Below are 22,206 nucleotides of genomic sequence, written 5' to 3' on the forward strand. Positions count from 1 at the left end.
CTTCGTCGTGCAAAAGATTTACGCAACAAGCCGCGCCCTGCTGCTGGCGGGCGGGCTGGCCGGGGCCCTGTTCGGCTGCAAAAAGCTGGACGTGCCGGTCGAGTCGCAGTTCGTGGCCGCCAACTTCCCCAAAACCCTCAGCGACTACAACGCCTCGGTGGGGGCCATTTACTCCAACCTCTCGTCGCAATTCGCCGTGCCCTACTGGCGCATGCAGGACATGAGCACCGACGAGGCCATTCTGCCCGCCCGCGACGGCAACTTCGACGACGGCGGCCAGTACCGGCAGCTGCACTACCACACCTGGACGCCCGACCACCCCAACGTGCTTACCATCTGGCAGTGGGCCTACGGGGGCATCACCACTTGCAACCGCCTGCTCAACGTTACGAACACGTTCGGCTTCGCGCCGGCCGAGCAGGCGGCGCGCCTGGCCGAGATTCGGGCCATGCGGGCGCTGTACTACTTCTTTCTGCTGGATTTGTACGGCAACGTACCCATTGTGACCGATTACCCCACGGCCCCGCTGCCCGCCACTCAGCCCCGCACCAAGGTCTACGAGTTCATTGAGAGCGAGTTGAAGAGCCTCACGCCCAAGCTGCCGGCCAAATCGGGCGCGGGCGCCACCAATACCCAGCAGTACGGCCGGCCCACCAAGGGCCTGGTGTACGCGCTGCTAGCTAAGCTCTACCTCAACGCCGAGGTGTACGGGGCCCCCGCCCGCTACCCCGACGTGGTGCGCATGGCCGACAGCGTGCAGGCCAACCCCAACTACGCCCTCGACGCCCGCTACCGCGACATTTTCCTGCCCAACAACGGGCCCCAGATTCGGGAAACCATCTTCGCCATTCCCTACGACCAGCAGATTCCCGGCAACCAGTTCACGCGCTTCGGCTTCTTCTACTACCTGGTGCAGGCGTACGGCTTCAACGTGGGCCTGAGCATTGCCATGAGCACCACGCCCGAGTTCTACGCCCGCTTCAACCTGCCCGGCGACGCCCGCAACGCCACCTGGCTGGCGGGCCCGCAGTTCGTGCCCGACGGCAACGGCGGCTTCACCACTACGCCGGTGTACTACCCCAACACGACCACCCAAATCGTCATCAACCCGGTGCTGACGTTGGTGCCGCCCAAGCCCATGGACGTGGGCAACACCATCGTCACCCAGTCGGAGGGCGTGCGTTCCATTAAGTACTACCCCGACCCGGCCACCATCCAGGCCACCCGCCTCAACGGCAACGACGTGCCCCTGCTGCGCCTGGCCGACGTGCTGCTGATGAAGGCCGAAGCCATCCTGCGCGGGGCCCCGGCCACCGCCAGCAACGGCGAAATGCAAACCCCGCTGGTGCTCGTGAACAAGGTGCGCGCCCGCGCCGGGGCCCAGCTGGCCACCAGTATCGCCCTGAGCGGCATGCTCGACGAGCGCGCCCGCGAGCTGAGCTGGGAAGCCTGGCGGCGCAACGACCTGATTCGCTTTGGGCAGTTTGAAACGGAATACCCGCTGCCCAACGACGTGCTGAAGATGGACAAGAGCAGCTTCCGCCGCCTCTACCCGGTGCCCACCATTGAGCGGCAGCTCAATACCAACCTCCAGCAAAACCCCGGCTACTAGCCCCTTTATGAAAACCACTTTCATCTTCAGCGCGCTGGCCGCCGGGGCCCTCTGCGCCGCTACCCAGCGGGTGCCAGAGCCCCTGATGAACCAGATTCAGGTCATTGGCTCGCACAACAGCTACAAGCAAGCCATCGACCCCAAGCTGTTTGCGGTGCTGCAAAAGGCCGACTCGGCCAGCATGAGCAAGATTGACTACGAGCACGCGACGCTGACCGAGCAGCTCAACAAGGGCCTGCTGGCGCTGGAAATCGATGTGTACGCCGACACCCAGGGCGGCAAGTACGCCCACCCCAAGGGCCTGGACCTGGCCCCCGGCCAGCCGCCCTACGACGCGGCCGGCCTCATGAAGCAGCCCGGCTTCAAGGTATTTCACATCCAGGACCTCGACTACCGCAGCAACGCCCCCACGTTCAAGCTGGCCTTGCAGGAGCTGAAAAAATGGTCGGCGGCGCACCCCACGCACCACCCCGTGTTCATCACCATGAACGCCAAGAGCGAAGCCCTGAAACGGCCCGGCTTCACGGTGCCCGAGCCGTTTACCCCGGCCGTGTTCGACGCCCTGGACCGGGAAATTCTGGACAACCTGGGGGCCGATAAAATCATCACCCCCGACCAGGTGCGCGGCCAGTATGCCACCCTGGAAAGCGCCGTGCTGCACCGCCACTGGCCCACGCTGCGCGCCGCCCAAGGCAAGTTCGTGTTCGTGCTCGATGAGCTGGGCGAGAAGCGCGCGACCTACATTCAGGGCCACCCGTCGCTGAAGGGCCGGGTGCTGTTTGCCGATGCCGAGCCCGGCACGCCCGAGGCCGCCATCCACATCCTGAACAACGCGAAACAGGACCAAGCCGTCATTAAAGCCTTGGTAGCGAAGGGCTACATCATCCGCACCCGCGCCGACAGCGACACCCAGGAGGCGCGCCGCAACGACAAATCCAGCTTCGTGGCCGCCGAGCAGTCGGGGGCCCAAATCATCAGCACCGATTACTACGCGCCGAGCACGCACTTCAAATCGCCCTACGCCATCAGCTTCGCGGACGGCTCGTACTTCCGGCCCAACCCGGTTAACGCCGGTCCGTCGGCTTCGGCAACAGCTAACTAGCCCGGTGCTCGTTTTGGTTAAAAAGCTGAAGCGAAAGGCCTACTGGCTGCTTTTTCTGGGCCTGTGCTGCCTGGCTGGCCCGGTAGCGGCCCAGGCTCCTACGGCGGTAGTCCGGCAGGGGCACGTGCCGGCCGACAGCCTGTTCCGGCTGCTGTACGTGCCCATCGAAGTGCCGGCGGGCACGGCCGAAATCCGGGTACGGGAAGACTACAACCACGAAGCGGGGAACGTGCTCAACCTGGGCATTTATGGCCCCGAGGGCTACCGGCCGGGCACCACGGCGGGCTTCCGGGGCTGGTCGGGCGGAGCCAGGACGGCCTTCTTTATCAACGCCCAAGCGGCCTCTCCCGGCTACGTGCCGGGGCCCCTGCGGCCCGGGACCTGGCACGTGCTGCTCTACGCCTCCACCATTGCCCCGGCCGGCATCGACTGGACGCTGACCGTGGCGCTGGTGCCCGGCCCGCCGGGCCCCGCGTTCGTTCCCGCGTTCGCCGCGCCGGCGGTCAACAACCGGCCGGGCTGGTACCAGGGCGATGTGCACCTGCACACGCTGCATTCCGACGGCCGGCGCACGCCCGAGGAATTGGTGGCCGAAGCCGGGGCCCAGGGGCTGGACTTCATCGTTTCGACCGAGCACAACACCAACAGCGCCAACCTGAGCTGGGGCCGCTACGCCCGCCCCAACCTGCTGGTCATCAACGGGGAGGAAGTGACGACCACCGCTTTCGGGCACTGGAACGCGCTCGGGCTGGAGCCGACTACCCTTATCGACTGGCGCTACGCGCCGGCAGACAGCAGCATTGCCCGCTATACCGCGCAGGTGCGCGCCGTGGGCGGCCTGGCCATCATCAACCACCCGTTCTTCCCGGACACTATCAACCGCTTCCGGTTCGCGGTGCGGCACTTCGATGGCATTGAGGTGTGGAACGGCCGCTGGGACGCCCGCAACGAGCGCGCCCTGGCGTGGTGGGATGCGCTGCTGCGCCAGGGCTGCCCCCTGCTGGCCGTGGCCGCCAGCGACACGCACACCGCGGCCCCTTCGCCCAACCAGCTCGGCCGGCCGCGCACCGTAGTGCAGGCCAGTGCCTTGTTGCGCGCCGGCATTACACAAGGCCTACGCGCCCGGCGGGCCTACCTGGTAGCCGACCGTCCGCTTAACCTGACGTTTACGGCGCGGGCCGGTGGCGCCCCGGCCGGCATCGGCGACACCCTGGCCGTGGCCGCCGGGCAGCGCATCGGGGTAGCGTTCGAGCTGCGCGGCGCCTCGGCCGGCACTGTCACGCTGCTGGGCGAAAACGGGGTACTGGCGACCAGTCCGGTCGCGTCCGGCGGCTCCACGGCCGTGCGCTGGCAGCTGCCGCCGGGCCTTCCCCGCTACCTGCGGGTGGAAGTGCGCAACCCGAAAGGCGCCATGCTGGCCCTGACCAATCCCATTTGGGTAAGCAGCCGGCCGCGGTAGGGCTGGGGCCCCCGGCTGTCTGCATTTACTTTGCTAACTCCTTTTCGCCATGCGTTTCGGCAACATTCTGCTGCTGGCCGGCAGCCTGCTTAGCCGCTTGGCTCCGGCCGCCGGCCAGGGCTACGGCCAGTACGTGGACCCCATGATTGGCTCGGAAGGGCTGGGGCGGGTGTTCGTTGGCCCCTCGTGCCCCTTTGGGATGGTGAAGTCCAGCCCCGACTGCACCGCCAGCCCCAACAGCGGCTGGCTGCCCGAGCCCACGCCCGTCACGGGCTTTGCGCAGGTGCACGTGAGCGGCACCGGCGGGGGCCCCAAGTACGGCAACATCCTGCTCATGCCCTTCAGCGGGCCGTTAATACAAGGCGATAAATCGGCCCACCGCCGGGCCGAGCACGCCGAGCTGGGCTACTACCACGCCCAGCTCGCGGCAGCCGGCGCGGTGCCCGGCATCGGGGTCGAACTCACGGCCTCGCCCACGGTGAGCTTCTACCGCATCGCCTACCCCCAGGGCCAGCCCAAGGCGCTGCAAATCGACGCCGGTTTCTTCCTGGGCGAGCAGCCCGGGCCCGATGGCCGCGAGGCCCAGCAATTCGTGGGCTCCGAAGTGGAAGTGGTATCCACCACCGAAGTGCGGGGCTACAGCCGCATCCGCGGCGGCTGGAACAACGGGCCCGCTTACGCCGTGTACTTCGCGGCCGTGTTCGACGCGCCCGTGGCCGAATTTGCCACCTCGAAGGGCGCGCAGCTGCGGCCCGGCCAGAAGCTGCAAGCCGACTCAGGCGAGAAAACGGGGGCCCTGCTGCGCTTCGCGGACAGCGCTGGCGACACGCTCCGGGTGAAAGTGGGCATCTCGTTTCTGAACGCGGCCCGGGCCAGTGAGAACGTGCGGGCCGAAATTCCGGACTGGGATTTCGGGCTGGTGCGCCGGCAGCTGCGCGCCCGCTGGGACGCCCTGCTGGGCCGCGCCGAGCTGCACCCCGACACGCCGCTCGACCAGAAAAAGCTGTTCTACACCGGCCTCTACCACACCATGCTCATGCCTGTGGACCGCACCGGCGAAAACCCGCTTTGGAACGGTCCGCAGCCCTAATACGACGACTTCTACGCTATTTGGGACACCTTTCGCACGTCCAACCCCCTCATTACGCTGCTCGCGCCCCAGCGGGAAGTGGCAATTGTTAACTCCCTGATTGACATTTATAAGCACGACGGCTACTTGCCCGAGGCGCGCAGCGGCAACGCCAACGGCCGCACCCAGGGCGGCTCCAACGCCGAGGTCCTCATCGCCGATGCCTTCGTGAAGAACCTGCCCGGCATCGACTATCGCCAGGCCTGGCCGCCATGCTGCACGACGCCACGGTGCCGCCCGGCGGCAACGAGGAAAAGGAAGGCCGCGGGGCCCTGGCCGACTACCACCGCCTGGGCTACGTGCCCTACGGCGTGCCGCGCGCCGGCAACCGCACCCTCGACTACGCCTACGACGACTACTGCATCGCGGTGGTAGCCAGGGGCCTGGGCCAGCCGCAGCTGTACCAGCAGTACCACCGGTAGGCCAGCAGCTGGCAAAACCTGTGGCGCGAGGGCTACCGCAACCACGGGGCCACGGGCTTCACCATGCCCCGCGACGCGGCCGACAAATGGTTGGACACTATTCCCTACGGCACGTCGGTACGGCAGCACCCCACCTTCGTCTACACCCCGCTCATGCGCGAATACCCGTGGTACATGTGCCACTGGTGCGGCTTTTTTTACGAGGCCACGTCGTGGGAATACTCGCTGAGCGTGCCGCACCAGGTGCCCGTGCTCATTGCTAAATCCGGCGGCCGGGATGCCTTCCGGGCCCGGCTCGACACACTCTTCGACAAAAAGTATTATAACGTGGCCAACGAGCCGTCCTTTCTCACGCCCAGCCTCTACCACTGGCTGGGCCGGCCCGACTTGAGCAGCCAGCGCATCCGCCAGATTATTGCGCAGAGCTTTAACACCACCCCTTTCGGCCTGCCCGGCAACGACGATTCGGGGGCCATGTCGTCGTGGCTGGCCTTCCAGATGATGGGCCTCTACCCCAACGCCGGCCAGTCGTACTACCTGCTCAACGCGCCGCTGGTGCAGCAAACCACCTTGCACCAGGAAAACGGCCGCGACTTCCGCATCACCGCCCGCCACCTCTCGGCCACCAACGTTTACGTTAAGTCGGCGCGGCTCAACGGCAAGCCCTTCCGCCAAGCCTGGATTGCGGACCAGGACATCGTGAAGGGCGGCGAGCTGATATTGGAAATGGCCGCCCAGCCAGCGAACTGGGGCACGCAGGTACTGCCGCCCACCACCGACTAGCGTGCCCACGCACCGCATGAAAAACCTTCTATTGCTGCTGTTGCTCGTCCTGGCTGGCCCCGCGGCGCCCGCCCAGGCCCCACCGTTCAGGCCCGTGGTGGGCCCCGGCACCACGTTCGCCTACACCCTGGACTTGCACGGCCAGCACGCGCCTTTCGAGCTGGCCGTGGCCCGGGCCACCGACACGCTGAAACTGACTTGGCGCATCCGCGGCCTGGCCACGGGGGCCTGCCTCGTGGCCCCCGCGGCCTGGCAGCGGGCCGACCGGCTATACTTTGCCCAGCCGCAGCCCGGCACCTCGGTGCCGCTGCCACACCAGACGTTTCTGATGCTGTCGAAGCAGGCATTTGCCGACCTGCGCGCCCAGGGCCGCTACACCTACGACCAGACGGTGTATGTGCGGCAGAGCAAGGCCGCAGCTGCCGCTTTGCGCCTCAACGGCCAGCCGCTGGACGTGCTGCACGTCGTGGCGCAGGAAGACCTCACCGAGCTTTGGATTCTCAACAACCCCGATTCTCCCGTCATCTGCCGCATCCTGCACAACCCGCTTGGGGTCGACTTGGTGCTCAACGCCATCCGGTAGCCCGCGGGCTGGGGCCCCATTCTTTCATATGGTTCAAAAACTGCTGCTGGCCGTTGGCCGGCTCCTAAACGCGCCGGCCCTGCTGGCATTGCCCCCACGGCCGCCCTACGGCTCCGCAGCAAATTGCCCAGCGCCTGCACCAGCCAGCTTATCGCGGAAGTATTGCGGGCCGCTGGGGGCCCCGCGGCTGAGCCCCGCCGCCGGCAGGGAGCATTATCAGGTGTAACGAGGGCACTGCGGTAGCCATTTTGCAGGGCCGGCCGGTTAGCGTGCTGCTTGCTTTGGTGAATGGATTGGGCCCGCCCCAGGCTATTTCGCGGGGGTTATGGTTCGGTTACGGTTGTGAAAACCGCATTGGGGCAGCTTCGGATGGGGGTACTTTTGGTTGGTCAAGCAAATAAGCCCCGCAGGGCCGGCCTGGGCCTTGCGGGCACTATTGCGGTGTTGTTTCGGAACACTACGTGTACTATTCATGTGGCAATATTCTTCTAAAACGAGCACGCCCCAACCTGCAAGTTGGGGCGTGCTCGTTTTGCCCCCCCCGGTGGTGCTACGCGTAGCCCAGCCGCGCGTAGCACCACCGGGGGGCTGCGGGCCGACGGGGCGGGCGTTGTGGCTTCCGGCTGAGAACCGACCGATGAGGCTGCTTTTACCGAGGCTTCTTTAGTTTCCTGCTTGGCGGTTGACTTGGCTTGCTTAAGGCTGCATCTAGCGAGCTTGCGCTGCTGATTAACCAGTTACGCCATGAGCTGCTTAATGGCTATGGCATCGGATTTCAGCACTTTTGCGGCCGGCTCTTCAGTGCCTTGGTGGGGGTGCAGAACAGCCACTGATTCACTCGTTAGGGACCGGCGGGCCTCCTTGGCCGGGGTAGACGCTAGTTACGCCATAGCCGTAGCACGTTTGGACTCGCTTAACAGGTGTAGGTTCTCGATAAGCGAACTGAGAGCGACCTAGCTCACCCAAGTTGCGGGTTATAAGCCGACTTGGTCCAGGACGTGGGCAAAGATGAAAAGAGCGATTTTTAAGGCAAAGCCAGCGGCCGTAACGGCGTGAATCTGCTTGGGAAACTGGGCGGTGAGTTGACTGAAACAGGTTTTGATACCTTTGCGAAAATACTGTTAGGACTTACGCAAAGCGCAAGGTAGGTTGGGCGAGTTCGCGGCGCATGTAGTCGTCCAACAGGCGCTGTTTGAGGTGATAAGCGGTGGTTTTGGCTTGGCAAGCCAGGCGTTTGAGACACGTCCAGGTGCGTAGGGCCAGGGCGATGTGGTTGCGCTGGCTGCGCGCCAACCGGCACTGACAGGCCTGCAAACCCGTAAGTTGTTTGGCTTCACGGTGAAACTGCTCGATGAGCCAGCGCACGTTGCTTTCTTGTTCGGCAGCCTGCGTGTCCTCTTGTGCTAACGCGTTGGTCACGAGGTAGTCCGTCCGGTGGGTAGACACCAGTACGCGGAAGAGCTTCAGGTTGGCGTCTTTGGGCATACCCTTCACTTTCAGTAGCTTGCCCTGCGCTACGTCGGCCGCTGACCAGGTGAGCAGGGCCACGGGCTGGTAGGGCTGCTGCCCGCCGGAGTCGTCCACCAATCGGTTGCTTTTGAGCGGACAATAAAAGAACTTGTTCGCCTCGGTGAGCTGCTTGAACAGGGCCGTGGTGGCGTACCAGCGGTCCATCAACACGGTGCGGTACGGAATGTGGCGGCTGGCGAGTTGGTCCAGCCTGTCGGCCACGTGGTCGAGCTTGCTTTTGCCATCGGCTTCGGGGGCGAAGAGGCGATAGTCAAGCAGCCAGCATTGGTTGGTTTCCGGATTGACATACACACAGTTCACCAGGCCAATGCCTTTAATAAGGCCGTGGGCGTTACCGGAATACTGGCGTCGCACCAATTCGATACGCTGGCGGTGGCGCTTATCGAGCACCGTATCATCAAAGAGGACATAGCCCCGCGCACTGCCCACAAACTCAGGTCGCACCTGTTGCCAAAGCTGGCGCGGTGTGAAGCGCGTGGTTTTGAGAAAATACGGCACGTTATCGTGCTGCAAACCAGCTAAATGCTCCGCTAAATAGGTGCCCGTATAGTTCACCTGGCTGCTGAACAAAAACTGGCCGTAAAGCTGAGCGGTGACTTTCATGCCTTTTTTACTCAAATTACACGCTTTGCGTAAGTCCTAACTGTATCAGAAAACGTTGCGCCGGATGATGGGGCCGTTTGCTGTTCTAACGGCGCGCTGTTTGCTGCTGGCTACCGCTGGCTTCGTTGAAGAGGTCTTCGGCCACGTAGTCCGTGTAGCCGGCATCGGTATAGAGCACGCTCCCTTCAGGCAAGTCCAGCGCCAGGCCGCGCCGGCCGGTCTGCTCCGACTCGGCCCCGGCATGGATATAAAACTCGACGGGCAGGCCGTCGCTAGAGGCTGTTCTGTACTGAGGGTTAAATTTGGGGTATGGCGACAACGCGGTGTTACCCCAGTGATATTTCGGACGATGAATGGGCATTTGTGTGCCCCTACCTGTGCTTGATGCGTGAAGATGCGCCCCAACGGGAACACCCGTTGCGCGCCCTCTTTAATGGCTTGCGCTATCTGGCCCACACAGGTTGCCCCTGGCGTTACCTGCCCCACGACCTGCCGCCCTGGGCGGCCGTGTACCAGCAATGGGAGCGCTGGCGGGACGCCCGCGTATTCGAACGTATCGTACACGACTTGAATGAGTTGCAGCGAATGTTACTGGGCCGGGCAGCTACACCCACGGCCGTCATTTTTGACGGGCGCACGCTGCAAAGCACGCCTGAGAGTGGACACCGGGCGGGCTATGACGGAGCCAAACGGCGCAAGGGAAGTAAAGCGCACATCGCCGTGGATACGCTGGGCCACCTGCTGAGCGTGGTCGTCACCCCGGCTAATGAGCAGGAGCGGGCGCAGGTGGGCGAGCTATGTCGGCAGGTGCAGGAAGTGACGGGTCAAACGGTCGAGGTCAGCTTCGGCGACCAGGGGTATACGGGGGAGGACCCGGAGTACGAAGCGGCGGTGCATGACATTGACTTGCAAGTAATTATGAAACCAGAAGGGCAGACTGGTTTTGTATTATTGCCCCGCCGGTGGGTGGTCGAACGCAGCTTTGCCTGGTGCAGCCGCTTTCGGCGGCTGGCCCGCGACCACGAGCGCTTGAGTCAGACCTTACAGCAGCTTCATTTTGTCGTTTTTGCCTGTATTATGCTCGCCCGACACGCTTCAAGTACATAACAGGCTCTAGTGGTTACGACCTGCACCTTGAGGCCGTAAAACCAACTGCGCTTGCTGGCACAGCGGCCATAATAGGCCTTGCCCGTCAGCAGCTTACAGCGCGGGATGCGGGTATTATGGCACACCGCCACGGGAAAAGAATCCAGCACATAGCGGGCTTCCAGGTGCAGGTGTTTGAGCAAGTCGCCCACCGGGGCGAAGAGGGCCAGCAGCGTGTCGGTGAGCGCATGCAGGCGGCGGGTGAAGCCGCTCTTGTCCAACCGGTTCTGGCCCCCGTGCTGCTCCATATAGTGCTTGGCCACGACCAGGTTGCCGCCGAAAAAGCGGGCCGCCACCAGGGCCGTGGTCAGCACCTGGGCATCGGTCAGGCGCCGGCCCGAAGCCGGGGGCAGCGTGCCAGCCGGGCGGGTGAAGCGGATTAAATCATCGAGTACGCAGTACATTGCAACGGTCTGTTCGCGCATGAGTTAGGTCAGGTTGGGAGGTCAGAGACCCAAACCTAGCCTGTTCACGCCTGTACGCTTCCCTAAATAGAGAGCCAGTTGTGAGTAGAGAAAAGCGTATTTTCACTACCTGACACCTGCGAGATGAAAAAAGGACGATTCAGTGAGGCCCAGATGGTGGCCATTTTGCAACAACAACAGAGTGGCCAAACCGTGGCCCAGATTGTGCGCGAGCATGGCCTGAGCGAGGCCACCTTTTATGCCTGGAAGAGCAAGTACGCTGGGGCCAGTGTGACCGAGCTGACCCGGCTCAAACACTTGGAAGAAGAGAATCGCAAGCTCAAGCAGCTGTTCGCCGACCTGAGCTTAGAGAATCAGGCTATCAAGGAGATACTGCGAAAAAAGTAGCCAGCCCTGCGGCGCGGCGCCAGGCAGCGCAGGGCTTAGTAAGTAAGGGCTGGAGCCAACGACGGGCGTGTGCGTTGGTGGGGCTTTCGCGCGCTCGTTATGCCGAGCAGCCGCCGCAGCTCAGAGTAGCAGATGCGCCCGTGCAGGAGGCCCTACGTGTCTTAATCGGACGGCATGGCGGCTGGGGCTTCTGGAAATTGCACCACCGGTTACGTAAAAATGGGCTGAGAATCAATCATAAACGCACCCTACGCATTTACCGGGCGATGGGACTCAACTTGCCCCGCCGCCGCACAAAACGCCTACCCGCGCGCGTCAAGCAGCCGCTGGCGGTGCCCACTTCGGCCAACGTCTGCTGGTCGCTGGACTTCACGAGTGACGTGTTAACGGATGGTCGCCGTTTTCGGACCCTGAATGTGCTCGACGACGACAACCGCCAGTTGCTGGGCGTAGAAATTGATTTCTCCTTACCGGCCAGTCGGGTGGTGCAGGTGCTGACGCGCTTAGTTGAGTGCTATGGCCGGCCCACGCAGCTGCGTACCGATAATGGGCCAGAATTCATCAGCGCCCGGCTCGGCGACTGGTGTGAGAAACAAGGTATTGACCTGCACTTGATTCAACCCGGCAAACCAACGCAAAATGCCTACATCGAGCGCTTCAACGGCTCCTTTCGCCGCGAGCTGCTCGACGCCCACTTGTTTCGCTCGCTGGCCCACGTGCGCCAACTTGTGGCCGACTGGATGCACGACTACAACACCCAACGGGCCCGCCAGGCCTTGTATTTTATGACTCCCATCGAATTTAAACAAGCGGCTTAACCTCTACTAACTACTGGCTTACTAAACGGGGAAGCGTACAACGCCGAACAGACTTTTTTTATGCCCCTACTAGCCCGCAACTTGGGTTAGCTACGCTATATTAAGTTTTGCAACAGCCACGGGCCTTTTGCCTTTATTGGATGCTTTTACTGAGGGCGTTTCCAGCGCGTAGAGCTAATTTTTTTAGGTCTTTCTGGCTGACCCTTATTGGAGTACATTAAGGTAGCATCACTTGCGCACTAGCGATACCTCGATAGGTTCAGACTGATGTTCTGTATTCGGCACAATGACTTACTGTAGGCTACGGCTGGTCCAACTTATCAATTCCCTTCCTCACCTCCGCCAGCAGTTGCTGCTGCGTAGGTAAGTACAGTTGGTACTTACTGGCTACAATGGTCTGGTTATCGGCCGGCAGACTAATTTTTACTACCGCGTCGTTCTTATCAGCGTAGAGCAGGATACCGATAGTGGGGTTTTCGTGGGGCAGCTTTTCCAGGCGGTCATAATAGTTGACGTACATCTGCAGCTGGCCCAAATCTTGGTGGATGAGCTTATCAGTCTTGATTTCAACCAGCACGAAGCACTGCAACAGTCGGTTGTAAAACACTAGGTCCACGAAGAAGTTATCGCCGTCGAGGTGCAGGCGTTGCTGTCGGGCCACGAACGAAAAGCCGTTGCCCAGCTCCAGCAGAAATTCCTGCAGGTGGGTAATGAGCGCGGTTTCCAGGTCGCGTTCATAGTAAGCGGCCTCCCGTTTCAGGCTCAAAAACTCCAGTACCATAGGGTCCTTGATGATATCGCGGGCCTCCGTGGGCGGTTTTTCCTGACGGGCTACGGCTGGCCGCCACGTCGTTGCTCAGCAGCAAGTGCTCGAACAGCTGGCTGTTGACCTGCCGCTCCAGCTGCCGGGCCGACCAATTGTTTTTGGTCGCTTCGGCCAGGTAAAACTCACGCTTATCAGAATTGTCGAGGCTGATAAGCGTTTTATAGTGCATCCAGCTCAATTGCGTCCGCAGTGCGGACGCAATTGGGAAGGTGCGGTAAAACTGGCGGTAGCGTTCTAGCTGTCGTCCCGAAAATCCGCTGCCAAACTGCGGCTGCAACTCCGCCGCCAGGCCTTTAATGAGGCTGCTACCATAGGCTGCGCGGTCGGCCCCATGCTGCTCTTCTTCCAGAATAACCTGCCCAATATGCCAATATAGAAGTACCCGCTCGGCATCGACGGCCCGTACAGCCTGCTCGCGCGCCTGCGTGATGAGGCCGCGCACGGCGGCGAATAATTGCGGTTTGATACTCATAGGAGTTACGCAGTTGCCGGATGCAAAAGGAAAGTAGGGTTGCTCAAATAGGCTCGGATAGCGTCACGCAGGAGTTGCTTTTTGGCCTCGTACCAGCTGCGGCCGGTGCGCAGGCGCTGGGCTTCGAGGCGCAGAAAGGCCCGCAGCGCGTAGCCAATGTAGTTGCGCTGGGCTTTGGCGGCACGCACCTGGGCCTTTTCCACCCCGCAGCACTGCTTCAGCCCGCGGTGGTACTGCTCGATGCCCCAGGCCAGGGCCGCCAGCGGGGCTCGCTGGGCTTCGCTCAGTTCTGGGTCGCTACTGGCCCAGTATTCAGCTCCTTCCGTGCCACCGTCTGGGGCGGCGAACTGGAAGACCCGCACGAAGCCGTAGCCTTGCAGCCAGACGCGTTGCCCGCCCGCGGCCAGGGGGCAGTCCTGGAGCGGGCGCAGCCCCTGCCCGTCGGGGTTGACCCGCCGGTTGCGCCTCAGGCGCGTGAGCCAGGGCCAGCCGCAGGCGCGTACCTGCTTGAGGTTGGCCAGGCTCGCATACCAGCTGTCGAAGAGCACGCAGCGTGGGGCAAAGCCCCGCTGCTGGGCCGTGCGCAACAGGGCCTGGAAATGGTCGTTTTTGCTCAATTCGTTGGCCGCCTTGTCGTAAAGGCGGTAATCGACCGGCACCAGGGCCTGCCCGTCGCTTCACAAGAGCGTGAGCAGGTTGATGCCCTGCACCACGGCGTGGTGCTTGCCCGACCAGTGGCGGGTGACCAAGCCCATGTACCGGGCGTAGGGCTTATCCAGCGTCGTGTCGTCCAGCACCAGGACCCCGCTCGTCGGTGCAACCAGGCCCTGCGCTTCCTGCCACAGCGGGGCCGCCTCCGGCGCTAGCCGGTGCAGCAGGCGCGTGTAGGCATCGTGGGCCACCAGCGGCCCGGCGTGGACGCGGGCGGCTTCCGTGCCGCTCACCGCCACCGGGCTCGCTACCAAAAACTGGATGTATTCCTCGGCATGGACCTTCGGCGAATTCATGCCCTAAATTAAAAACCAGTCATCAACTGCGTAACTCCTAACTCATACATAGCGTAATTGAGCCAACGAAGGTACGGAGGCTGAAAACTCCATCCAAGTGACTTAACCTAGCAAGTGCTGAGCTGAGGTGGTCTAGCCAAGCCGGACACAATTGGGAGGTGGTTTTGAGTTGAGATTCGAAGTGGTTGGGCGAGTGGTAGCCGAGGGCGGAGTGGCGGCGCTTGGCGCTGTAATGGGCCCCGTGATGGCTGATTTCCAGCTTGGCTTCGGCTAATCTCGGGAAGCTACCGCCGCCGTCGAATAATTCCGCCTTGAAGCGGCTCCAAAAGGACTCGGCGTGGGCGCTATCGTAGCCGTTGCCGCGCCGGCTCCTGCTTTGAAGTGACCCGTTTTGCGCGATTAAGTCTTTGAATCGGGTGGCCGTGTACTGGCTGCCCCAGGTGCCGCCGCGGCGGCACCTGGGGCAGCCAGTACACGAGGAGCCTGGCCGGGGGACGGCGCACGGCCAGGGCGCGGCGTAGCGCCTCGCAGACCAGGTCTTCGGGCATGGCGAGAGCGCACGTCCCAGCCGACCACCTGGCGGGAGTAGCGGTCGAGCCAGGTGGCCAGCTACAGCAACCGCCGCCCTGTTTAGGCAAGTAGGTGAGATCGCCTACCCACACCTGATTCGGGGCCATGGGGGCAGGCTGGCCCAGCAGCAGATTCGGGGCGGCTCGCACACTGGGATCGGCACCGGTGGTGCAGGGCACAAAAGAGCGGGGTTGCTGGGCGCGCAAGCCCGCGGCGGCCAACGCCCGCCGAATGCGTCCGCGGCCCACTCGGTAGCCTTGCGCGTGCAGCTCGGCTCGCAAGCGACGGGGGCCATAACGGGCGGAATGCCCCTTAAATTCCGTTCGTACAGCTACTTGCCAGGCTGGTTCCGGGGCGGGTGCTTGGCGCTGCTGCCAGGTGTAGGACGCACTAGCTGACACGCGCAGTACCTGGCAACGTTGTCGCACCGGCACCTGGCTCTGACGCTCAGGGCTTACGCATCAAAAGTCTAGGTTGACCGATACGCCCTGCTGTCGACTGCGCATTAGCACCTGCGCCATATAATCATTATTCCAACCGGCCTGTTGGCGACGCGCCCGTAGACTGCCGGCGCACGGCCGTCCTTGCTGCAAGAGGTTGAAGGCCAGCTTACGCAGAACGGCAAAGCTGCGCGTGGCTACCCGGTCGCGACAGCTGAACTCATCCTCGCGAAAGACCACATCCAACACCCAGTGCAGGCTGTTTTCAATGGCCCAGTGGCGGCGGATGGCCTGGATGAGCACCGCGGGGGCATCGGGACAACTGGTCAGGTAGTAGCGCCACTCGACGTGCGTGCCGGGCTGGTGCTGCACCTGCCGCATAGTCTCGACCACGATAATGGCCCGCAAGCCCGGCCAGGCGCGTAAGGCGACTAGCTCGTCGCGCAACGGCAACACCCAGGCCCGGCGGCGCACCCAGCGCCCATGGCGGCGGTCGAAGGCATCATAGTCGGCTGGATACTCAGCCCAGCGCTCCACACAGCTTGTTTGGCAGTAGGCCTTGACGGCCCGGTAATAGCGCCCTTGGTTGCCTTTGAGCGCGAAAATATAATCGGCCTGCTGGGCTAACAACTGCCGGGCAATGGCTTGCTGGCAGCCTAGGACGTGTTCTCAATTTAGCCAGAGGATAATGGCGCGTAGTTGGACGAACGCAGCGTACGAATCGGCCAGTTTATCGTAGCGGGTGGCGATGCGTCGAAACTGTTTGAGGCGGTTGATGAGCCGCTCGACTTGGTTTCGGTCACGATAAGTGAGCGGGTCGAGGCGGGGCGGCTGCAAGCGGTTGGGTCGGGGCGGAATCACGGCCACCGCACCGGTTTCGGCTATTTGGGCCCGCAAGGCATCCGAATCGTAGGCCGTGTCGGCCAGCACCTGCCGGGCCGGGGCCAACAACGGGGCGAGCAGCTCGGCCGCCTGCGGGGCATCGCCGGCCTGGCCCGCCGTCAGGGCAAAGGCCAACAGGCCGCCGGCCCCGTCCCCGGCCACGTGCAGCTTGGTGGAAAAGCCGCCCCGGCTACGCCCGAGCGCCTGCGGGCCTTTTTTTACGGGCGCCGGCCGCGTGCTGGTGGGCCCGCACGGTGGTCGAATCGAGTTGCACCTGCCGCTGCCGCGGACTGGGCACCGCTTGGCCGGCGGCTTGCCGCGTGGCCAGGACCTGGGCCCACACGCCCCGGGTGCGCCAGCGGCTGAAGCGCACGAACACCCGGTGCCACTGCCCCAGGTGCGGCGGCAGGTCCCGCCAGGGCAGGCCCGTGCGGCCCACCCACAGCACGGCCTCGACAAAGCCCCGGTTGTCTTTGGCGACTACCCCGCGCCGGCCCGCCCGGCCGGGCAGCAAGGGCGCAAGCAGCGCCCAATGAACATCAGTAAGCAACGTGCGGTCGGCGTTCATCTTGAAAATAAGCCCAATACGCTTTTGGCCTCCCCCACGTTCTTGAGAACACGCCCTAGCGCATCTAACGTGACAATGGTGTCAGCCAGCTGCAGGCCGCTGATTAATATGGGAATAGTTGCCAACTCCTGCCCTTTGCCTATCACCGCTACTTGCCCCAGGCTCAGCCCTTGCGCGGTCGCAAACGCGCTGACTACGTGCAGCGGGCCCTGGGCCCGACTTCGGTCAAAGGAGCAGCGCACGGTTTTGCCGTCGATGGCCACTACCTCGCGAGGTAAGGGTGGCGAGGAGGTGGCCATCCACTGGCGGAAGCACTGTTTCAACACCTGCGGGTTGAGCAGGGAGAACACGCGCCGAAACGTGTCGTGCGAAGGAATGCCGCGGGGCAAGTCCAGAAACGTAGCCAGCCACCCCTGTTTCAACTGGCCGTAGTGGGCGGTGTCCACCCACGTTTCGGCGCCAGCTACGACGGCGCAGACGGCAATAACGAGCATATCGAGCAGGCGGTGCCGGGTGCGCCCAGCGCAGCGCGGGTCTGGAAGAGTGGCGAAAGAGGCCAGGAGTTGGCTGAGCATGAAGAACTTGAGAATTGTCTTGTCCTACAAATGAGTTGACCATCAGCCCCCCGCAGATGGAACACTTATTTCTACTTCGCAAGCAGGCGCATGAGTTGAAAATGCGTCAGATGGTCGAGGAAATTACCTTCGGCCGCCACACCATTGAGTCGGCGATGAGCAAGTACCAGGTGCTCACCCGCTCGACCGTTACCAAATGGCTCGAACGTGTCCGGCAAGAAGAGCAGGCGCGTACCCAAGCCATGGGAAACACGTCGAAAAAGCCGCCTACGACGCTCGTCGAGCAGGTGGTGCAGCATGCCGATGTGCTCACTGGCCAGGTCAAGCAGTTGCAAAAACAGCTCGAGCAAGCCGAGCTGCAGGTGCTCTACTACAAAAACGTCATCCGGGTGGCCGAGCAGGAACTGGGCCTGAGCATCGAAAAAAAGTCCGCTACCAAGTAGTCCAGCTCCTGCGAGTCAGCTGCCCGCACTTTTGCCTGCGGCGGGCCAGTGGGGTACTTGGGTTTAGCCGGCAGGCCTACTATCAGCACGAGAACCGGCAATTCACCAGCGAGCAGCAGGAGCAGTGCGTGTTGGACCTGGTGGCGCAGTTGCGAAAGGACCACCCGCGCACGGGCGGCAAGAAGCTCTACTATCTGCTGCAAGAACAGTTCACTACCCAAGGCATCAAGCTGGGCCGGGATGCCCTCTTTGATTTGCTGGCCGCTCCTGCTCATTCGGCGGCGCAAGCGCAAAACGATTACCACGTTCTCCCGGCACCAATTCCGCAAGTGCCCCAACCTGATTAAAGACCTGACACCCCTACGCCCCAATCAGGTCTGGGTGGCGGATATCACCTACTGGTTTACCGAATACGGTTGGCTGTATATCTCGCTGCTCACCGATGCCTACTCGCACCGCATTATGGGCTTTGCTGTAGCCGAGACGCTGGCCACGGTCCACTGCCGGGGCGCGCTAGAAATGGCCCTGCGTCAAATTACCAAACGGGCCGGTCGCCAGCTGATTCATCACAGCGACCGCGGCATTCAGTCCTGCAGCCAGGAATACCTGGCCCCACTGGCGGCGTGGCACGTGCAGGTGAGCATGACCGAGCGCTCCGACCCGCTGGAAAACCCGGTGGCCGAACGCATTAACGGCATCCTGAAGCAGGAATATCTAAGTCACCAGCCCGTACGCTCCCTGGACGAAGCGCAGCAACACCTCGAACGGGCGGTGTTTCTCTATAATTACAAACGCCCCCACCTGAGCTGCAACTACCAAAGCCCCGACGAAGCACACCACAGTTGGGGACCATTAGAGCGGCGCTGGAAAAACTACTACAAACCACCCGTGAGCGATGGACCGAAAGTCAGTAATTTTAGGACTTCCACCGAAACGGTCAACGCAGACCCGGACTACCACTAACCGGTCAACTTTTTTCAGGACGAGACACTCCTGCTCATCTCACGCATTAACGGCTCATTTAAGTCTAAATAGCTGACTTATTGAGGCAAATCAATTAGTTTTTGGCGGTCAAAGCGGCTTAGCGTTGTTTTCCGTTCTCGCTATCGCGCGACCCCTGCTTAGCGGTTATCAAGTAGCAACGCGTATTTCGGCTGACCTGCGTACTCGACGATTACTCCGCCGGCCATGTTTACGGACCGGTTGCCTTGGATGGTAGGAGGCACTTTGCTGCGGTTGTAGCTCACTAATTCTACGGCGCAGCTGGTAGGATTGGCCAGACCGGTGACGGTGCTACGCACCGTATTGTAGGCAATAACTACCCCGTTGCAATCACCGCTGACGAGGACGCCCGCGGCTTTGGCGGGCGCGGATCCCACGTTCTGGATGGTGTTGTGGAGCACTGTAGCGGAGGCGTTGAGCAGCTGGATGCCCGCCAGCTTCACATCCGCAATTTTGTTGTCTTCCGCCGAGGAAAGTGTGTAATTGTTGAACACAATGCCGCTGCCCAGCATCTGCGACCGGATGACGTTGCGCACTATCTGGACGCGCACTAGCCCGGTGCTGGTGCGGGCGTCGGCAACGAGGATGACGTGCGGCGTCAGGTGAGAGACTCCGGTGATGTCTTCAAAAAAATTGGTGAAAACGTTGCCGGAAATGGCCACTTCAGTGTGGCCGTAGCAGTCCACCTGGCCTTGGTAGATGGTGTTGTCGCGCACTTGGTGACCGCCGCTGCGGCCGTCGGCAACTCCCTGGGGGTAGCCCGCATAGAAAAATCCCATGGTCACGGCCCGGCGGTACCGAACGCGCCGGCCCCGCTCCACCGGGCCGAACCCTTGCCGAAAATCGAACTGGTTCTCGTACACGGCCACGTGGCGCACCGTCTCGTTGGCGCTGTGCCGCTCGATGTCCACTCCCCCGACCAGGTAGCCCGGGCCGTGCACCCAGTTGCGGTAAAAGGCGGCCCCTTCGGTGCAGCAGAACATGCACCCCTCGCGGTAGATGTCATAAAATTCATTGTCGTGCACCCGCACGTTGCGCGTGATGCGGGCGTCGGGCGTCAATTCGTCCGTGTCGCCAAATAACAAGCCGTCGCCGCGGAAGCCCATGAACTTGCAACCTTGCACTTCGATGTTGTGCCCGTTGTTGATGCTCAGCGCGTGGCAAAACTGGTAGCTCGGGGCGAAGCGCTGCTGGCTTAGGTTGCCATCGAAGGTCAGGCCCGCCACGACCACGTTGCTAACCTCCGGCTCTTCGCGCCACGCCTGGTAGAATAAGGCCGGCGGGTTGAACTGACCACTGTCGAGCCGGAGCGTGCAGCTGGCTCGCCCGGCCCCGCGGAGGCCCACGCCGTTGGCGAGCTTGACGGCTCCCGGGCCCGCTTTTGCGGCCCGGACCAAGTAGGTGCCGGGGGGAAAGTACACCGCGGTAATCCCGTGGGCGCGGGCGTAGTCAATAGCCCGCTGAATGGCCGGGCCATTATCTGTCCGCCCATCGCCAGCGGCCCCGAATGCCCCCACGCTGACCTCATCGGCGGATGGGCCAGTAGTGGATTGAACGTCGACCAGGGGAGCCGGCGGCCGCAAGGGCGCGCCCGGCCCCCACTTCGCAGCAAGGCCGGCGGGGCCGAAGCCGCCCGGCGGGCCCTGCCTGACCAGCACGGGCTGCGCCTTGGGTATTGCCCCCCCGCTCATCCACCCCAACCAGGACACCAGGACCAGTGCCAGTACACTTTTTTTCATGCCCGACAAATTAAGTGCTCAACCCTCCCCCCGGCCCGTGGCCGCTTCGTAGCCACTACCATCCACGGCAAACCTCAGGCCCGGCGCGGGGGTGCCCCGCTTACGGTAGCCGAACAGCCAGACCCCGCAAAGACCCCAGCAAAGCGCGAAAACCAGGGGCGCAAATAGAATTTTCGTTAGCCCAATGAAGCCCAAAATGGCCCCTACGCTGATGCCGTAAAAGCTGAGCACGTGCCGGAGGGTGGTCACCTGCTTACGCACCAACAGCACGTCTTGCAAGAGGTGAAACACCAGGAAAGAGGCAAAAATGGAGTAGTTAACGATGTAGAGCGATTTGACGAAATGTAGCCCTACCAGACAAAAGAGCACGTTGACGAGCAGCGCGGCGGTGTTGAACAGCATGTCCTGCTTCTCCAGCTTCAGCGCAATCAGCACGTTGGCTTGCAGCAAAGCGGTTGGAAACACCAAGATGGTGAGGAACATTTGCTTGGCGTAACCGCCCGTCAAGGCGTATTTCGCCCCGAATATCAACGGCATCAACTGGTCGACGAAGGTGTAGACAAACGTGTAGGCCAGCAGGCCAAATAACAAATAATACAGGTAAGACTGCCGATAAAAATCTCGGAACTTCTGCTGGTCGCCGGCAACTAGCAGCTTGATTAACAGCGGAAATACCGTTGTGGAAATGATAATCGGCAGAATTTGAGCGATTGAGAATATCTTAAACGATATCTCATAGTTCGCGACATCGACAGCGGTCAGGGTTTTGGCGATGATGATGGTCGCGATCCGCCAGTTTATGATCGATACCCCGCCAATGATGATAAAAGGCCAGTTAGCCCGCAACAGGGTACCAACGTCCCGGGCCCTGATGCGGCTGTGCCAAAGTGAAGTCAGCGAGACTTGTTGGGAAGAACCGTACTTCAGAAACAGGTTGAGGGTGATGAACCGCACCAGCACGAGGATGGCAGAGAAAATAATTACCGAGACAGGGTATACGAACAAGAGCGAAGCGACGAGCAGTTTCAAAAAGGACTCCAGGGTTAGGATGATGAACGTCTTCTTCTGCTCGAAGTCCGCCACGTTCAGGTGTTTAATGGCGTTAATGATGTTGTCAAAAACGATGTTGGCCCCGAATATTACAATCAAAATCCGCACAAAGGGATTGCTGTAAAACAGGTACGCTAGCACGATATTGACGAAGTAGAAGCCAACACCAAAATAGATTTGCATCTTCACAAACCGATTGATGAAGGCTCTTTTGTCTTCGGCCTGCACCACCTCCCGAATAAACCACTGCCCCAGCCCTAGCGCCGAGACGGCCGCCACCAGTTGATACATGGAGGAAGCCACCAAGTAATCAGCGAAAATGGTGGTGGAGTATTGGCGGGCAATGATTACGAAAAACAGGCTGATGAAAATAGTCTGTCCCCCCTGAGAGATGATCCCCCAACTACTATTTTTGAACAACGTGTGCTTAAATAACACAGCAGCGGCATCTGAAAACTTTTTAAATTGGCTATTCATTAGCAAAGATAGTTTTTACGCGGCCTTTTTGTGATTAGCTCAGCCATCATGGGTTGCTTTGACGGCTTGGCCTAGCACTTAATTGCAAGCGAAGACGCAAATTGAGTAATTGCATTATCGCACTTGGTTGTCAAATTCGGTCAGTTGGTAGTTTAC

The 22,206-nt window shown here is 61.7% G+C and carries 17 protein-coding genes and 6 pseudogenes; 9 read left to right on the forward strand and 14 right to left on the reverse strand.

What is annotated here, in order from left to right; translation table 11 throughout:
- Positions 1–7: 7 nt before the first annotated feature.
- From AXW84_RS22225 to AXW84_RS22245, 5 genes and pseudogenes are all read left to right on the forward strand, one after another.
- Entirely contained in the window at positions 8–1,612 is a 1,605-nt protein-coding gene (locus AXW84_RS22225) for a RagB/SusD family nutrient uptake outer membrane protein (protein ID WP_204248401.1), read from the forward strand.
- A gap of 7 nt (positions 1,613–1,619) precedes the next feature.
- Complete coding sequence (locus AXW84_RS22230) at positions 1,620–2,714, forward strand: phosphatidylinositol-specific phospholipase C1-like protein (protein WP_068238556.1); 1,095 nt, start codon at positions 1,620–1,622, stop codon at positions 2,712–2,714.
- Between the two features lie 4 nt (positions 2,715–2,718).
- Complete coding sequence (locus tag AXW84_RS22235; RefSeq protein WP_157887188.1) at positions 2,719–4,173, forward strand: CehA/McbA family metallohydrolase; 1,455 nt, start codon at positions 2,719–2,721, stop codon at positions 4,171–4,173.
- 142 nt (positions 4,174–4,315) lie between these two features.
- A pseudogene (locus AXW84_RS26105) lies at positions 4,316–6,507 on the forward strand (GH92 family glycosyl hydrolase).
- A 16-nt stretch (positions 6,508–6,523) separates the two neighbouring features.
- Positions 6,524–7,090, forward strand: coding sequence for a hypothetical protein (locus AXW84_RS22245; RefSeq protein WP_157887189.1), 567 nt, complete (start codon positions 6,524–6,526; stop codon positions 7,088–7,090).
- A 974-nt stretch (positions 7,091–8,064) separates the two neighbouring features.
- Here AXW84_RS22245 and AXW84_RS26660 read toward each other — a convergent pair.
- The 3 genes and pseudogenes from AXW84_RS26660 to AXW84_RS25290 all read right to left on the reverse strand — a co-directional run.
- A pseudogene (locus tag AXW84_RS26660) lies at positions 8,065–8,211 on the reverse strand (IS982 family transposase); the annotation flags it as partial.
- A 7-nt stretch (positions 8,212–8,218) separates the two neighbouring features.
- On the reverse strand, positions 8,219–9,223 hold the full coding sequence (locus AXW84_RS22250) for an IS701 family transposase (protein WP_068234647.1): 1,005 nt from the start codon (positions 9,221–9,223) through the stop codon (positions 8,219–8,221).
- A gap of 88 nt (positions 9,224–9,311) precedes the next feature.
- Positions 9,312–9,503, reverse strand: a pseudogene (locus tag AXW84_RS25290) (IS982 family transposase); the annotation flags it as partial.
- A 29-nt stretch (positions 9,504–9,532) separates the two neighbouring features.
- Between AXW84_RS25290 and AXW84_RS23700 the strand changes: the two are divergent.
- Complete coding sequence (locus AXW84_RS23700) at positions 9,533–10,330, forward strand: IS5 family transposase (RefSeq protein ID WP_068230369.1); 798 nt, start codon at positions 9,533–9,535, stop codon at positions 10,328–10,330.
- An 8-nt stretch (positions 10,331–10,338) separates the two neighbouring features.
- Here AXW84_RS23700 and AXW84_RS22260 read toward each other — a convergent pair.
- Positions 10,339–10,794 (reverse strand): annotated as a pseudogene (locus AXW84_RS22260) (transposase); the annotation flags it as partial.
- A 123-nt stretch (positions 10,795–10,917) separates the two neighbouring features.
- Here AXW84_RS22260 and AXW84_RS22270 point away from each other — a divergent pair.
- A protein-coding gene (locus AXW84_RS22270; protein ID WP_157887190.1) for an IS3 family transposase occupies positions 10,918–11,999 on the forward strand; the annotation gives its coding sequence in 2 pieces (ribosomal slippage) (positions 10,918–11,167 and positions 11,167–11,999; 1,083 coding nt in all).
- A 301-nt stretch (positions 12,000–12,300) separates the two neighbouring features.
- On the opposite strand, the gene AXW84_RS26110 is transcribed toward AXW84_RS22270, so the two are convergent.
- From AXW84_RS26110 to AXW84_RS22300, 8 genes and pseudogenes are all read right to left on the reverse strand, one after another.
- Complete coding sequence (locus AXW84_RS26110; protein WP_236943200.1) at positions 12,301–12,765, reverse strand: PDDEXK nuclease domain-containing protein; 465 nt, start codon at positions 12,763–12,765, stop codon at positions 12,301–12,303.
- Positions 12,734–13,297 (reverse strand): DUF1016 N-terminal domain-containing protein, encoded by a 564-nt coding sequence (locus tag AXW84_RS26115; protein ID WP_236943201.1) that lies wholly within the window; start codon positions 13,295–13,297, stop codon positions 12,734–12,736. Before AXW84_RS26115 ends, AXW84_RS26110 begins: the two co-directional genes overlap by 32 nt.
- Before the next feature lie 5 nt (positions 13,298–13,302).
- Positions 13,303–14,304 (reverse strand): annotated as a pseudogene (locus AXW84_RS22280) (IS701 family transposase).
- 37 nt (positions 14,305–14,341) lie between these two features.
- Positions 14,342–14,704 (reverse strand): integrase core domain-containing protein, encoded by a 363-nt coding sequence (locus tag AXW84_RS26665; RefSeq protein WP_157887256.1) that lies wholly within the window; start codon positions 14,702–14,704, stop codon positions 14,342–14,344.
- On the reverse strand, positions 14,649–15,308 hold the full coding sequence (locus AXW84_RS26670) for an IS3 family transposase (RefSeq protein ID WP_071892425.1): 660 nt from the start codon (positions 15,306–15,308) through the stop codon (positions 14,649–14,651). Before AXW84_RS26670 ends, AXW84_RS26665 begins: the two co-directional genes overlap by 56 nt.
- Before the next feature lie 27 nt (positions 15,309–15,335).
- On the reverse strand, positions 15,336–15,944 hold the full coding sequence (locus AXW84_RS22285; protein ID WP_068238571.1) for an ISAs1 family transposase: 609 nt from the start codon (positions 15,942–15,944) through the stop codon (positions 15,336–15,338).
- Between the two features lie 39 nt (positions 15,945–15,983).
- Positions 15,984–16,764, reverse strand: a pseudogene (locus AXW84_RS24170) (IS5 family transposase).
- Positions 16,761–17,339, reverse strand: coding sequence for an ISAs1 family transposase (locus tag AXW84_RS22300; protein WP_068238573.1), 579 nt, complete (start codon positions 17,337–17,339; stop codon positions 16,761–16,763). The pseudogene AXW84_RS24170 and the gene AXW84_RS22300 overlap by 4 nt, the downstream one beginning before the upstream one ends.
- 56 nt (positions 17,340–17,395) lie before the next feature.
- On the opposite strand from AXW84_RS22300, the gene AXW84_RS22305 reads away from it, so the two are divergent.
- Entirely contained in the window at positions 17,396–17,782 is a 387-nt protein-coding gene (locus AXW84_RS22305) for a hypothetical protein (protein ID WP_236943202.1), read from the forward strand.
- A gap of 240 nt (positions 17,783–18,022) precedes the next feature.
- Complete coding sequence (locus AXW84_RS22310; RefSeq protein WP_157887191.1) at positions 18,023–18,745, forward strand: IS3 family transposase; 723 nt, start codon at positions 18,023–18,025, stop codon at positions 18,743–18,745.
- Between the two features lie 158 nt (positions 18,746–18,903).
- Here the strand turns inward: AXW84_RS22310 and AXW84_RS22315 are convergent, their stop codons facing one another.
- Complete coding sequence (locus AXW84_RS22315) at positions 18,904–20,523, reverse strand: right-handed parallel beta-helix repeat-containing protein (protein ID WP_068238575.1); 1,620 nt, start codon at positions 20,521–20,523, stop codon at positions 18,904–18,906.
- Between the two features lie 18 nt (positions 20,524–20,541).
- Complete coding sequence (locus AXW84_RS22320) at positions 20,542–22,050, reverse strand: oligosaccharide flippase family protein (RefSeq protein WP_068238577.1); 1,509 nt, start codon at positions 22,048–22,050, stop codon at positions 20,542–20,544.
- Positions 22,051–22,206 lie beyond the last annotated feature (156 nt).

Source organism: Hymenobacter sp. PAMC 26628 (assembly GCF_001562275.1).
In the GTDB taxonomy this organism is placed as follows: domain Bacteria; phylum Bacteroidota; class Bacteroidia; order Cytophagales; family Hymenobacteraceae; genus Hymenobacter.

What these genes read in the sequence shown, in the direction of transcription:
- AXW84_RS22230 (WP_068238556.1), top strand. Translation starts at nt 1,620, where the DNA reads ATGAAAACCACTTTCATCTTCAGCGCGCTGGCCGCCGGGGCCCTCTGC.
- AXW84_RS22245 (WP_157887189.1), top strand. Translation starts at nt 6,524, where the DNA reads ATGAAAAACCTTCTATTGCTGCTGTTGCTCGTCCTGGCTGGCCCCGCG.
- AXW84_RS22250 (WP_068234647.1), bottom strand. Translation starts at nt 9,223, where the DNA reads ATGAAAGTCACCGCTCAGCTTTACGGCCAGTTTTTGTTCAGCAGCCAG.
- AXW84_RS23700 (WP_068230369.1), top strand. Translation starts at nt 9,533, where the DNA reads ATGGCGACAACGCGGTGTTACCCCAGTGATATTTCGGACGATGAATGG.
- AXW84_RS26115 (WP_236943201.1), bottom strand. Translation starts at nt 13,297, where the DNA reads ATGAGTATCAAACCGCAATTATTCGCCGCCGTGCGCGGCCTCATCACG.
- AXW84_RS22300 (WP_068238573.1), bottom strand. Translation starts at nt 17,339, where the DNA reads ATGCTCAGCCAACTCCTGGCCTCTTTCGCCACTCTTCCAGACCCGCGC.
- AXW84_RS22305 (WP_236943202.1), top strand. Translation starts at nt 17,396, where the DNA reads ATGGAACACTTATTTCTACTTCGCAAGCAGGCGCATGAGTTGAAAATG.
- AXW84_RS22310 (WP_157887191.1), top strand. Translation starts at nt 18,023, where the DNA reads ATGCCCTCTTTGATTTGCTGGCCGCTCCTGCTCATTCGGCGGCGCAAG.
- AXW84_RS22315 (WP_068238575.1), bottom strand. Translation starts at nt 20,523, where the DNA reads ATGAAAAAAAGTGTACTGGCACTGGTCCTGGTGTCCTGGTTGGGGTGG.
- AXW84_RS22320 (WP_068238577.1), bottom strand. Translation starts at nt 22,050, where the DNA reads ATGAATAGCCAATTTAAAAAGTTTTCAGATGCCGCTGCTGTGTTATTT.